The organism is uncultured Caldilinea sp. (assembly GCF_937128415.1).
Lineage (GTDB): Bacteria > Chloroflexota > Anaerolineae > Caldilineales > Caldilineaceae > Caldilinea.
This window is the reverse complement of record NZ_CAKZMJ010000077.1, coordinates 21,346-34,948: the sequence shown is the minus strand read 5'-3', so window position 1 is coordinate 34,948 and position 13,603 is coordinate 21,346. Positions and strand designations below refer to the sequence as shown.

10 protein-coding genes are annotated in these 13,603 nt (G+C 64.4%); all 10 read right to left on the bottom strand.

From position 1 onward, the window contains the following. Window positions 1-19: 19 nt before the first annotated feature. The 10 genes from Q0367_RS14665 to Q0367_RS14620 all read right to left on the bottom strand — a co-directional run bounded on the left by Q0367_RS14665 (window position 20) and on the right by Q0367_RS14620 (window position 13,571). Window positions 20-3,229 (bottom strand): AAA family ATPase, encoded by a 3,210-nt coding sequence (locus tag Q0367_RS14665; RefSeq protein WP_298983136.1) that lies wholly within the window; start codon window positions 3,227-3,229, stop codon window positions 20-22. Window positions 3,230-3,341: 112 nt separating this feature from the next. Next, on the bottom strand, window positions 3,342-5,189 hold the full coding sequence (locus tag Q0367_RS14660) for a CSLREA domain-containing protein (protein WP_297637593.1): 1,848 nt from the start codon (window positions 5,187-5,189) through the stop codon (window positions 3,342-3,344). A gap of 225 nt (window positions 5,190-5,414) precedes the next feature. Further along, window positions 5,415-6,239: a glycosyltransferase family 2 protein gene (locus Q0367_RS14655; protein ID WP_297637590.1), complete on the bottom strand. Its 825-nt coding sequence runs from the start codon at window positions 6,237-6,239 to the stop codon at window positions 5,415-5,417. A 2-nt stretch (window positions 6,240-6,241) separates the two neighbouring features. Beyond that, window positions 6,242-7,381, bottom strand: a complete 1,140-nt coding sequence (locus Q0367_RS14650) for a glycosyltransferase (RefSeq protein ID WP_297637587.1) — start codon at window positions 7,379-7,381, stop codon at window positions 6,242-6,244. Next, window positions 7,378-8,448, bottom strand: coding sequence for a glycosyltransferase (locus Q0367_RS14645; protein WP_297637584.1), 1,071 nt, complete (start codon window positions 8,446-8,448; stop codon window positions 7,378-7,380). The genes Q0367_RS14650 and Q0367_RS14645 overlap by 4 nt, the downstream gene beginning before the upstream one ends. A gap of 8 nt (window positions 8,449-8,456) precedes the next feature. Beyond that, window positions 8,457-9,512 (bottom strand): NAD-dependent epimerase/dehydratase family protein, encoded by a 1,056-nt coding sequence (locus Q0367_RS14640; RefSeq protein WP_297637581.1) that lies wholly within the window; start codon window positions 9,510-9,512, stop codon window positions 8,457-8,459. A gap of 74 nt (window positions 9,513-9,586) precedes the next feature. Then, entirely contained in the window at window positions 9,587-10,732 is a 1,146-nt protein-coding gene (locus Q0367_RS14635; protein WP_297637578.1) for a glycosyltransferase family 4 protein, read from the bottom strand. A 12-nt stretch (window positions 10,733-10,744) separates the two neighbouring features. Next, entirely contained in the window at window positions 10,745-11,629 is an 885-nt protein-coding gene (locus tag Q0367_RS14630; RefSeq protein WP_298983131.1) for a glycosyltransferase family 2 protein, read from the bottom strand. Continuing rightward, window positions 11,626-12,663, bottom strand: a complete 1,038-nt coding sequence (locus Q0367_RS14625; RefSeq protein WP_298983129.1) for a GDP-mannose 4,6-dehydratase — start codon at window positions 12,661-12,663, stop codon at window positions 11,626-11,628. The genes Q0367_RS14630 and Q0367_RS14625 overlap by 4 nt, the downstream gene beginning before the upstream one ends. Beyond that, on the bottom strand, window positions 12,651-13,571 hold the full coding sequence (locus Q0367_RS14620) for an NAD(P)-dependent oxidoreductase (protein ID WP_298983127.1): 921 nt from the start codon (window positions 13,569-13,571) through the stop codon (window positions 12,651-12,653). Before Q0367_RS14620 ends, Q0367_RS14625 begins: the two co-directional genes overlap by 13 nt. Window positions 13,572-13,603: the final 32 nt, after the last annotated feature.

The following is a 13,603-nucleotide window of genomic DNA, read 5'->3' as shown; positions in this document are numbered from 1 at the left end:
GCGGCCAGGATGGCGCGATTCAGGGGCACGCGCTCGAAGAAGTTCCGGCGCATGGCCGGGTCGGCGATGGCCAACCCTGACGCTGCACCTCCCGATACGCTGCGGCCAGCGCGTCCTCCGCATCGGTAGGACGACCCAATTCGCTCAACAGCCGGTGGAGCGCCCACAGCCAGGCCTGCGGCTGTTCTCCGCGCGGGGGCGCCTGGCGCAGGGCGGCCAGCCCCGCGTCCGCCAGCTCCCGGCTGCGCTCCCGTTCGCCCAACGCCAGCAGCGCCAGCCCCAGATACGCCTCCGTTTTCAGGCGCAACAGCTCGTTTCCTTGGGCTTGCCAGGTGGCGCGCGCGGCTTCGAGCGCCTCGCACGCCGCGGCGGGTTCATCCAGCGTCAGCAACAGGACGCCCAGGTCATGTCGCGCATACGCCGCCTCGGTCGCCGCCTCGATCGCCAATGCCCGGTCGAGCGCACGCTCACACCATGCGCGGGCTTGCGCCGGGTTTCCGGCGTCTCCTTCCACCAGGCCCAGCACGTTCATCGCCAGGCCTGCGGTGCGGCGGTCGCCCGCGGCCTCGCACTCTTCGATGACGCGCGGCAGCACCGCCCGCGCCGTATCCCAATCGCCCAGCGCGTACGCGGCCAACCCCTGCATGTGGCGCTCGATGGCCGCCACGAGCCGGTCGCCGAGCGATTCGGCCAACGCCAGCGCGTCGGCGGTCAGCGTCAGGAGCCGGTCCCACGCACCCAGATCGTAGAGGGCGGCCAGCACGTTGGTCAGCGTCACCGACTCGGCGTAGCGGTCGCCGGTGCGACGCTGGAGCGCGACGGCCTGCTCCAGCAGGGGGATGGCCTGCTCCGGCTCGCCCATCATACGCGCCACGTTCCCCAGGCCGCGCAACGCACGTCCCTGTCCCGGCAGGTGCGATGCGCGCTGGGCGACTTCCAGAGCGCGCGCGTACGCCGCTTTCGCTGCGGCCAGGTTGCCGCGCCGTGCAGCCAGGTCGCCGCGCCAGAACACGGCTTCGAACTCCTGGCGCGCGTCGCCGGAACGCTGCGCCAGCGCCATCGCCTCATCGAGCCAGGCGCCAGCTTCGGCCATGCGCCCCATGCGCGCGGCCAGGCGTCCCGAGGCCAGCAGCGCCTGCAAGGTCAGCGACTCGTGTTGCAAGGCGCGCGCCCCGCGCAGCGCCTCCTCCAGCGCAGCCTGCCCGCGCTCGCGCTCGCCCAGGACGTCGCATGCCTGGGCAAAGGCGAGGGCTGTCTCAACCCGCTCTACACTCGGTGTGTTCGGCTGCAGCGCCAGCGCGCGGGCAAGGGCGACCTGCGCCTCTCGAAACGCGAACTGGGCAGACGCCTGCGCGCCGGCCTGGCGATACGCCTCGGCCGCTTCGGTCGCGCGGCCGCCGCGCTCCAGATGAAAGGCGCGAGCGCGCCAGTTTTCTGGATCGAGCGCAGCCAGCGCATCGGCGCCGCGCGCATGCAACAGGCGCCGCCGCTCGGGTTCGGTGGCGTCGTACACGGCCGCGCGTATCACATCGTGCACGAAGGCGCACCCTGCGTCGGTGGGCTGGACAAAGATGCGGTTGGTCAATTCCTCGCCAGCCGCCGCCAGGGCGAGGGGCGATTCGCCGGCGACCATGCTCCAGAGCCGGAAGGGCGCCTGTTCGCCCAGCACAGCCGCCGCCTCCAGCGCAGCGCGCGCCGACGCAGACAGGGCGCCCAGGCGCGTCCTGATGGGATCCTGGCCCGCCGCGTCCCCCTCACGGTTCAGGTATTCGGTGACGTAGAACGGATTGCCGCCGGTCAACGCGGTCACGCGCGCGGCATCCGACCGTTCGGCTTTGGGGAGCAGCTGCGCCACCTCTTGCACGTCGAGGGGTTTCAGCGCAATCGTCTGAAAGTGGCCTGTGCGCTCCCACCGCCGCAGCGTCTCCCAGCCCGGATTGCGTTCGACCTCGGGCCGCCGATAGGCCAGGAGCAGCAGGAGAGGCGATGCGCTCACGCGGGGCGCCAGCGCATCCAGCAGGTCCCACAGCGCTGCGTCGGCCCAGTGCAGGTCGTCGAGCAGCAAGACGAGCGGCGCCAGACGCGCCAGGGCCTGCATCAGGGCGACAAAACTGTCGTGAAAACGCCGCCGCGCTTGCGTCGGCGGGAGCTCGGAGAGGGTTGCCGTTGCGCGCCACGGTTCATAGAGGGGCGCCAGCGCGGCCAGCGTCTCGGGCGGCAGGAGGGTTTCCAGATGAGAGGCGCGGCCACTGCGCAGAAGCGACCGCAATGCATCGGCGAGAGGAGAAAAGGGCGACGCGCCGGGATATTCGCTTGCCGCAGCGTAGGCGGCGGCTGCGCCGCGCCACTGCGCGCTCGTCGCCAGCTCACGCAGCAGACGGCTCTTGCCGATGCCGGCTTCTCCTTCGATGCCCAACAGCCCGCCTTGCCCGGCCAGGGCCTGCTCGATGCGCTCTACGCCGAGGCTGCGCTCGACCGTTCTGCCGACAAAGCGAGTCCGTTCGCTGACGGGCGGCGCAGCAGGCGCACTCTCAGCCTCGCGGCGAATCGCCTCCGCCAGCGCTTGCGTCTCGGCCAGCGGCTCGACGCCGAGCTGCGCCCGGAAGAGCTGACGCACGTACTCGTAATGGACCAGAGCCTGGGCGCGACGTTTGAGCCGTCCCAGCAGGCGCAAATAGCTCTGGTGCCCCGATTCGCGCAGCGGGTCCGCCGCAATCAATTGCCGTGCATAGGATAGCGCGCGTGGCAGTTCGTTTTGAGCCTCATAGCGCGTCATCAACGTTTCGAGGATGGACAGATACCTGTCTTGCAGCGAGAGGCGGGGAAGCAGGATCCAGTCGTCGTAGATTTCGGGCAGGAGCTCGCCCTTGTATAGCGCAGCCGCAGCCTCCAGCGCGGCCAGGTCCGTGCGCGCGGCCAGCCGCTCGAACTCCCACACATCCACCCACAGATCGGAGCCGACGCGCAGGGCGACGGTTTCCCCTTCCACGTCGAGCCAGCCTGCGCCAAGCGCGCAGCGCAGACGGTAGAGCGCGTCGGAAAGGTTGCGCCGCACGCGTTCAGGCGCTGCGTCGGGCGACAGTATTTCGGCGAGCGCTTCGCGTCCGTGGCGCGCGTGCGAATGTAACGCAAGATACGCAAGCAAGCTCACGGCGCGACCGCCTTTCACCTTAAAAATGCGTTCCTCTTCGCTCACGCGCAGCGCCCCGAACAGTTCAATGCGTCGCATAAAAGCATCACCTGAACTTAGATTTGTCAAAGTCCTTACAACTTCTCGGAAGATTATGTTCTCGGAAGATTATGTTCTCAGAAGATTATGCAAAGCCCCTTCGAGTTATAGATCAGAATGAGCGCCCGATCAAGGGCAAGAAAAGTTTGGACGTCTTGTTCACGGTGTAAACTTCTCCACTTGTGAAGGGGAGCCCGCCCAGAGGGTTGCCCACCGAGTCGAAGATCGTTGCATCGCTGGGTGCGTCGAGTCGAATCGCGCCGTTGCCCGCTCCGGTGCCGACGGTGACCGTGCGCGTTGCGCCTGCGCCGCTGACGCCGGTTACGCTCACTCCGGCGATGGAGCCGGTGGTGGTCAGGCGGAAGTCGCCTGCATCGACGCCGGTCACCTCTTCGGAGAAAGTGACGAGAAAGTTCACGCTGGCGGCGTTGGTCGGGCTGGGGTCGGCGCGGGTGATGGAGACGATGGTGGGCGGCGTGGCGTCCGGCGCTTCGTAGGCGCCGATGTCGCAGACGGCGGAGGCGTCGCCGTCGCCGTCGACGGGGCGCGTCACCCCGTTCAGCGACTCGTTGTTCACCGGCGCAAGGGCGCAGGCGATGTTATCGCCTTGGTCGATCGCCGGGCTGCCGGCGTTGAGCGGAAAGTAGGCCGGCGCGCCGGTCAACGCGCCGAGATTGGGGGCCTGTCCGATGAGATTGCCGTTGACGCCGTTTGTCAGACCGCAGGCGGCCCCGACGTCACCGATGAGATTGTTGTAGCTTGCGCCGCTCAGGGCGCCCAGGCAGTCGCCGCCGCTCAGGCTGTTGGCGATGAGGGTGTTCTGGAGCGTGGCGCCGCCGGCGTTGAGGCCGCCGCCGTTGGGGGCGCTGTTGCCCGCCAGTGTGCTGTTGACGACGGTGAGTGTGGCATTGTTGACGACGCCTCCCCCGGTGAATCCGGCCTCGTTGTTGGCGAAGGTGCTGTTTCCTATCATGACATCGCTTGAATCCGTATTGTAAACGCCGCCGCCGTTCATATCCGCACGGTTCGCCGTGAAAGCGCTTTTGAGAATCAGCACATTGCCGCTGCCGAAGGCGTAAACGCCGCCCCCAAATCTCGCTTGATTCGCATCGATGATGTTCCCGAGGAGCGTCGCTGCGCCATCGTTGTAAATGGCCCCGCCCTTGCCGATAATGGATGTGAGATTGCGGGTGATCGGCGTATCTCTCACCGACAACGCGCCGAAGTTGGCAATGCCGGCGCCGTTATTGGCTGTATTGGCGGAGATGAGGCTTGTATTCACCGTCAGCGATCCGGCGTTCCATAAACCGCCGCCGTCGTTATCCGAACCGTTTTCTAAAAAGGCGCTGCCTTCCACCGTCGCTACGCCGCCGGCGTAGTTCGCCAGTCCACCCCCGCCGTTGACCGCGGCATTCCTCGAGAAGATGCTGTTGACGACGTTGAGCGTGGCGCCGTTGAAGTTGGCGACGCCGCCGCCGCCCGCGGCGCGATTGTTCGAGAACGTAACCGTGTTCACCGTCAGCGCGCCGAAATTCGCAACGCCGCCGCCATCCCCTCCTGTGACTCCGTTCGCAATCGTCAGATTCTGCAGGGTGAGGTTCCCGCCGCTGTTCACCCAGAACACCCGTCCACTGTTTTCACCGCTGATGGTGATGTTCCCGCCGCCGTCGATGCTCAGTGCGCCTGCACTGCTCGCATTCAGGATCGCCGGCAGGACGCCGACAGGCGCAATTGTCCCGCTCACGCTGAAGGTGATGAGGTCATCGGTGGGTGCAGCGTTGGCGGCGGAGAGGGCCTCGCGCAACGAGCAATGCGCAGCGTTGCAATCTCCATCAAATACATCGTTCAGCGTGTTGACCACGAACGCTGCGGCGCGCGCCGGACGAGCCGGCGCATGGATCGTCATCGTCGAAGTCAAAAGCACAATTGCGAAAACTTTCAGAAAAAGCCAATTTCTCATGATACAGTCTCCCTCGGTCAAAGTGCGCTCATTTCGCCTGGAACTCTCGAAAAACCATGTTGCGATCCATTGCATATCATCAGTTGTTGCGGATGCCTGTGTTGAAGTTGCCTACATCGCTGTGATCTCCATCACGGCGATGCATCTGGAAACAATGGACGCAACTTCAACCTGCGAACAGCGACGAGGGAGCCTCTACACAGGTGCGGAGGGAAGCCTCGATTGTTATGCGCGCTGGCGCAAGCGCAGCAGAACGTCGTACACCCCCAATGCAGCGGATAACAGCCAGGTCGCAGGCGGGGCGTAATGTTTTTGGTAGAAATAGCGCAGGCTCTCCCGGTAGTGGCGACCGGCCGCGCGTCGCTCCGGCTCGCTGCGTCCGCCGAGATGGACGACGGCGACCGTCGGAACGTACATCACTTTCCACCCCGCCTGGCGCATGCGCAGACACCAATCGTTGTCCTCGAAATAGAGGAAAAAACGCTCATCGAGCAAGCCGACCTGTTCGAGCGTTTCACGTCGCACGCACAGACATGCGCCGGAGACCCAATCCACCTCGATCGGCGTCTCGATTGCCCAGTCATGGAGAGGGCCGCGGCCCAGCAGGCGATGCAAGCCGCGCCGGAGCAAATAGCCTAACGTCGGATCGCTGCCATACGCAAACGCCTGAGGCGCTCCCTCGCGCGTGCAGAGCCGGGGAGAGAGCGCGCCAACTTGCGGGTGCGCATCGAGAAAGGCGGGCAGCGCCGACAGGGCGGCAAACGACGCCAGCACGTCGCTGTTCATCAAAAGAATCGCCTCTCCCTGCGCCTGCGCCAGCCCAAGATTGACGCCGGCGGCGAAGCCTCGGTTCTCTTCGCTGCGCACGACCTTCACCTGGGGAAACTTCCGATTGACCGCCGAAACCGTCCCATCCTGAGAGCCGTTGTCCACCACAATCACTTCCCAGCCGGTCGCCAACGCCTGCGGAGCGAAATGCTCCAGGCAGGTCAGCGTCAAATCGCGCGTGTTATAGCTCAACACGATGACGGAAACCGACGGCGATGCCATGATCAGGTCAGCACCCTACGATAGACGGCCAGCGTTTGTTCGGCGAGATGACGTTGACTATAGCGCGCCTCGGCGCGCGCGCGGCCGCGGCGACCCAACTCCCGGCGCAGTTCGGGCGATGCGAGCAGCCGTGCAAGTGCGGCCGCCAACGCAGGGGCGTCGCCCTCCGGGACGATCAGCCCTGCGTCGCCGACCACCTCCGGAATGGCGCCGGAGTCGGAGCCGACCACGGGAACGCCGCAGGCCATCGCCTCCAGCAGCGCGCGGCCAAGCTGCTCCTTCCAGACCGGCGTCGTGCGGCTCGGCAAGACGACGACGTCGAAGCGGCGCAACATGTCGGCGATCTGGGCGGGCGTCTGCGGCCCCAGAAACCCCACCCGATCGTCAATGGCGAGTTGCGTCGCAAGCGCCTGCAATGCCTCGCGCAAAGGGCCGTCTCCGATCAGTTGAAGGCGCACAGCGCGCTCCAGGTCGCTGCTACGCAAGGCGGCGACGGCGCGCAGCAACACGTCAACGCCTTTTTCGGGAACGAGCCGCCCGACATAGCCGATGACGTATGTTGGCCGCTCACCCGTCCTCGGAGCCTCAAGGCGATCCTCTGTGCAAGGGCGAAAGGTCTCCGTATCGACGCCGATGGCCGGGAGCACCGGCGTCTCGCCCGTGAAGCCGTAGCGCCGCAGCAGCGCAACCGCCTCGCGGTTGGCGCAGAAGATGAGGTCGGCCGCGCGCAGCGTCTGTTGCATCACCCATCGCACGCCGGCCGATTTCGGGCGGTCGAGGTTTTGCCAGGTGTGCAGCAGAAGCCGCGCCCTGGGCGCCCAGAGGCGTCGCGCCCAGGCGATCTGCAGGGCGCTCAGGCTGTCCGGCTCCTCTTCGGCGTGGATGATGTCGGGCCGAAAGCGGGGCAGATGAAAGGTCAGCGTGCGATAGAAGGCGCGATGAGGGTCGGAGGGTTTGCCGACCATCGGCGTTGCGATCTGCGTGTAGCGGCCCTGGGCGCTGACCTGTCGCACGTCCAACAGGTCGTCGCGCCAGCGCGCCGGCAAGATGTGACAAAGCTCGACGTCCTGCGCCTGCGCCAGATGCTCGACCTTCCGCTGCATGGTGGCGTCGCGATAGCGGGCAATTAAGAGGACTTTCATCGCAGCGTCCTCCGCGCCAGACAAGGGAGCGCGCGCCACAGCCGCAGCAGCGGAGGCGCGTCGGCGGCTTTTTCCAGGTCGAAGATGGCGTCGAGCATGTGGAGATGCGTGTAGATTTTGCGCCGCGCGGCGTTGCGTTCCGCCATCGACGCCATGCGCATGGGCGCGCTTCGATGCAAATCCGGCGCACGCATGATCTCCAGAAGCCGTTGCGCGCGATGGCGGTAGGTGTGCTCTGCCAGCGTGCGCGCCTGGCCTGCGCGGGCGACGGCCGCTCGCTCCTCTTCATGGGTCAGATAGTAGCGCACCTTCTCCAGCAGATCGTCATCGTCTGTAAAGATCGCGATCTCTTCGCCGGGGCGATAGAGCTCATCGAGTCCGTTGCGAATGGCGTCGGTCAAAACCAGGGCGCCGCAGGCGGCTCCTTCAAAGATGCGCATCGTGACGTCGCCCGCAATGCTGGTGTTGAAGACGATTTTGGAGCGGCTGTAGATTTCGCCCACTTCCGCCGGCGCGTAGGGGCGAGACCAGTCGTTCATCGTGAAGCGTTCGTTGAGGAGGTGCAGCCGTCTTCGCCGCGGCGTCTTTGCATGGGCGCGCGCCAGGTTGCCGACGAAGCCCACCTCGTAGATGCGCTCCACGCCGTGGTCGAAGTGAACGTCGTCCGCAGCGGCCAGCGGCAGCCAGTGCACCTGGCTGTGGCCGACGTGCGCCTGCAACGGCTCGACGTACTCCTTCTGGGCCACAAAGACGACGTCGAAGAAGCGGGCGGCCTCAAAGCGCCAGCTCCCCAGGTGGACGTCGATCAGGTAGCACGCCGTTGGGATGGGCGAGGCTTCCAGGTCGAGCGGGAAATAACGGCCGGCGGGATCGATCCAGAGGAAGAAATCCGGCGGCTCGTCCATCGCCTCGAGCACGCGGAGGAGAGAGGTGGTCTCCCCGCAGCCGGCGCGGCCGTGCTCGCTGACGCCGACGAAGCGGACGTCAACGCCGAGCGCAATCAGCGCGCGTTCGAGGTGATAGCCGGCGGCGGTGGGAAACCAGCGATAGCCGAGTGCGACGCGCATGGGAGGGTTCACTGCTTCAGGCGCTCTCTCCAACTGGCGACCAGTTCATCGAAAATATTGCTCAGCGAGCGCGTGATGTCCCAGCCGGGAAGTTGTCGTCGCATGTGCGACAGATCGGAGATGTAGCAAATATGATCGCCCTTGCGCGGCTGGTCGACGTATCGATAGCGCATGGGAATGCCGGTCAACTGAGACACGGCGTCGAACGCCTCCAAAATCGAGATGGAATTGGCGCGTCCGCCGCCCAGATTGAAGACGGCTCCGGGCTGGGGATTGGCGTAGAAGAAATCGATGCAGCGCGCCACGTCGTAGGAGTGAATGTTGTCGCGCACCTGCTTGCCGAGATAGCCGAAGATGGTGTATTCGCGCTGCTCCAGGTTGCAGCGCACGAGATAGCTCAAAAAGCCGTGCAATTGGACGCCTGAATGATTGGGCCCTGTCAGGCATCCCCCGCGCAGACAGCAGGTTTTCATGCCGAAGTAGCGCCCGTACTCCTGCACCATGACGTCCGCCGCCACCTTGGAGGCGCCGAAAAGGGAGTGCTGGCTTTGGTCGATGCTCATCGTTTCCGGGATGCCGTTGGCGTAGGCTGGGTCGGCGTACTCCCAGCGCGTGGGCAGCTCGACCAGCGGAATCGTGTTGGGGCGATCGCCGTAAACTTTGTTCGTGGAGAGATGGACGAAGACCGCCTCGGGCGCATGTCGTCGCGTCGCTTCGAGCAGGTTCATGGTGCCGACGGCGTTGACGTCAAAGTCGTCGAACGGGCGGCTGGCGGCCAGATCGTGGCTGGGCTGCGCCGCCGTGTGGACGATCAGATCGGGCTTGACCGCCTCCAACAGCGCCAGGACGCCTGCGCGATCGCGAATGTCGAGATCGACGTGACGGTAGGCGCGGCAAGTGGCCAGCAGACGGTATTTATTCCAGGAGGTGTCGCCGAGTTCGCCAAAAAAATCGCGGCGCATGTTGTTGTCCACGCCGACGACTTGCCAGCCCTGTTCATCGAAATACGCGACCACTTCAGAGCCGATGAGGCCGCAGGAGCCTGTGACGAGCAGCGTTTTCATCGTTGATCCCTTGTCAAATTCTATTGAGTCGCACATCCTCGGCATTTCCGCAAGCGCAGCGATACGAGCAGCGCCTACCGGATGACCCGTTGATAGAACGCCTCCAGCCGGTCGATCAAATGCTCCCAGTCGAACGCAGTTTCGGCGGCGCGGCGCGCCGCGCTTCCCATGTCGCTGCGCAGCCGTTCGTCCTTCAGGAGGCGCTCGATGGCGTTCGCAAATTCCTCGTTGGCTGCAAGCAGCCCCACGCCGAACTGCTCCACGATCGTCTTCACATCCCCCACCGGGCTGGCGACAATCGGCCTGCCGGCGGCCAGATAATCGAGCATCTTGTTAGGCAGCCGACCGCGGTTGGCGGCGGTGTCCATCATGGGCATCACCATTACGTCCGCACAGGCGAGATAGGGGCTCACCTCTGCGCCGAGCTTGCGCCCCGTCTGCCAGAGACGCTCGGCGACGCCGTATTGTTCGGCCAGGGCGCGGATGTGCGGATACTCCGGGCCGATCACCATCAGCCAGACGTCCGGCAACTGGCGCAGCGCCTCCATCACAATCGCCAAATCCCCCTGCCCGAAGCCGATGAAGCCAAGGATGGCGCGGGCGGGTGGGGCGTTGACCTGTCGGCGGGCGACTTCCACCGGCGTAGGCGCAATGCGATCGGTCGCTGCGCCGGTGGGAATGTAGACGACGCGCTCCGCCGGGCAGCCGACCTCCAGCGCCCGCTGCTGCAACACCGTGCTGATCGTCACGACGCCGTCCGCCCAGCGTTTCTGCTCCACTTCCCACCACGCCTCAAATTTGCCGACGACGGGGAAGCGGCGCTTGGGCACGTCGTTGATGCCGCCGGGCCCGCCCCACCAGTCGGCCCAGTCGGCGATGAGTTTGGCCCCGCGCCAGCGCGCCGGCAGCCCGGCGAAGGAGGCGTTCGGCTTATGGTCGAACATGTGAACGATGTCGTATGCATGCCGCCAAGCATGCCACAGCCTGGAAAGGTTGTCGAGCGGCCCATAGCCTTCCCCGCTGTTGTTTTGCGCCAGGTTCGGTAGCTCGCCGAGGCGCACGCCGTTGACTTCCGACCAGACGGCGCGCCAGCGATGGGTGGGAGAGACGGTCAGCAGCGTCACCTCGTGGCCGCGCCGCGCTAATCGCTCCGCCATCGGCATCGCGCGGTAATAAGTGCCAACGTTGCGGTAGTTGTGGTTCAAAAAGAGCAGGCGCATGCGGGCATTGGTTTACTTCAGGCGGTTGGCCGCAAAATAAAATTGCAGCGATCGCAAAAAAGATAATGGAAAACGCATCATAAACACCAGAAAAGACGCTCTCGAGAGAATGCGTCTGCGAATAAACTCCGGCCGATGCCCTTCTTGCAAAAGCCGGATGTAGGCCTCTGGAATGTCGTGGTAAAGAGTCTTCAACCAGGTGCGTAAATGCGATCCCGTATGATGAGGATACAGGATGGAAGGTTCGGCGCGCACGATCATGGCTCCTTGAGCGGCTGCATAGCCGGAGAGAAACAAAGGAAAGGCGAAATTCTTCGTCATTCCTGGCCAGCGTTGGATGGCGGCTCTGGCGACGGGGGTGGCGTAGATGTTGGCTGTAATGAGCAGCATCCAGTTTTCGTCTATCTCCACACATTCTTCAAAGAGCGCGCCGCCGGGACAGGTCTCTTTATCTTCACGGAACGGATAGATGCGCTCCTGAAGGATTGCGCCCTCGTAGCCGTTCTGCGTGCGGACGTTCAAATGAAGGAAGGAAAGAGCGTCTGCGTCGTGGGTGGAAAGCTGCGCCAGGATCCAATCGAGCGCACCGTCGAAGATGACGTCGTCATCGCCGACGACCCAGACATATCTCCCCTGCGCCTGCTCGATGCACGACAACACGTTGCGGATCAGGCCAAGGTTGTTGGGCTGACGCACCACCCGCAGGCGTCCATCGCTCGCCGACCGCCATTGTTCACAAATTTGGGGCGTTGCGTCGAGCGAGGCGTTGTCAGAGACCACCAGCTCCACCTCATCCCACCGCCCGGCGATGGCGTTGATCGTCCAGGCAAGCTGTCTGTCCAGTTTCTGCGCCCGATTGTACGTCGGGATGGCGATGGTGAGTCGCGGCCGGTTCATCGCATTCCCTCGCTCTGCAACCATTGCAACATGGCGGCGATGCCTTCCTGCGCGCGGACGCGCGGCTCCCACCCCAACGCCCGCCGCGCTTTGGCGATGTCGGCCACGAAGACCTTCTGGTCGCTGGCGCGTGGAGGAAGGCGCTGAGGCTCCAATGCAACGTTCAGCATCTGCTCCAGATGGCTCAGCAATTCCAAAATCGAAAGGCTCTGCGCCATGCCGCCGCCGATGTTGAAGACCTGCCCCGCCGCCCGGTCGATGTGGGCCACGGCGCAATCCAGATAAAGCCGCACCAGGTCATCGACGTGGAGCACATCGCGAACTTGCTTGCCGTTTCCCGAGATCGTGAAGGTGTGTTCACCCGGCTTGCGGGCAGCCTGAAGCGCCTGCATGCAGAACCAGCCCACCCACCCCTGATCATACGTGGCGTATTGCCGCCCCCCGTACATCGAGGAATGACGAAAGACGACGGTGCGGACGCCAAACATGCGCGCGTAATCCAGCATGTATTGGTCTGCGCAGCCTTTGGAGCATCCGTAGGGGGACTCAAAACTGAGCGGAATGCTCTCGTTGAAGCCGTCGGGAAAATCGGGCGCCACATAGCGCGTGGGCGTCTCGATATAGCGCACCCACTCCAGATCGCCGTAGACTTTATTGGTTGACGAATAGAGCACGATCGATTCGCCGGAGTGGAGGCGGACGGCCTCCAACACATTTAGGGAGCCCAGGGCGTTGGTTTCAAAATCAAGCCTGGGATGGGCAAGGCTGGTGGTCATCGCCACCTGACCGGCCAGGTGAACGATGACGTCCGGCCTGAGCTCGGCGACCAGGCGGGCGACGGCGTCCGCGTTGCGAATGTCCTCTTGCACCATGCGCCAATCCTGCCCATGACGCATGCGCAGCCACTCCAGGTTTTGACGGCTTCCCACCCGGCTCAGGTTGTCGAAGACAACGACCTCCTCCCCGCGCGCCAGACAGCAATCGGCGACGTTGGCGCCGAGAAAGCCGCATCCTCCGGTGATCAGCCAGCGCATCGCAATCGCTCCTCCCCGTGCGTTCTCCACCAGGCGATGGTGCGCCTCAGCCCTTCCTGGAGATCGTACTGAGGCGACCAGTTCAACTTACGCATCGCCGAAAGATCGGCCTGTGAAAACATCACCTCATGCGCGCGGTGCGGCCTTGCGCCGAAATCCAACACGGTGCGAGAGCCGGTGAGCGCATGAATCTTCTCCACCACTTGGCGCACGCTGACGGCGACGCCGCTCCCCACCGAATACGCTGCGTATCCGCCCGAGCGCCGTTTCCTTTGTTCGCCGATGTGAAATTCCACCAGCCGGGCGAACGCTGCAACCACATCTTGAATGTAGACAAAATCTCGCTTCTGCTCCCCGGTCGTCAGGGCGAGGCGCTCCGCGTTGCGCAGGCAGCCGAGGATGACGGAGGCAATAAACTGGGCCGGGTCATCGTCTTCGCCGTACATCGTCTCCAACGCCACATCGACAAAACAGGTCTCCGCGCCATCCGCCAACAATTTCAGCCATTGCGAAAATTGATGCTTGCTGAGCGCGTAGGGATTCACGGTCGGGGGCAGCGCCGTGCCTGCGTTCAGAAAGCAGGCCGCCTGCGCCTTGACGGCGGCCTCGGCCAGGCGCAGCGACCACGCTATGTTCGTCTCCACCAACCTGGCAAGGGAGCCGCCTCCGCGGCCGTAGTCGGTCGCCGCATGAATCACTGCGTCGATGGGCTGCTGTGCGAGCAGTGCGTCTTCGATGTTCCCTGCATCGACGCATTGCAGTCGAACGACGTCGAGAACGTCAGCCAATCTGTGCAGAGCGCTTTGTGCGCGCACAAGCGCAATCACACAGCGCCCTTCCTTAGCAAAATGCCGCGTCAAATGGCTCCCCAAAAAACCGGAAGCGCCGCTCACCACAACGGTGGCCATCTCCCGCTCTCCCCCTCTCCCGCTCTCTTGCT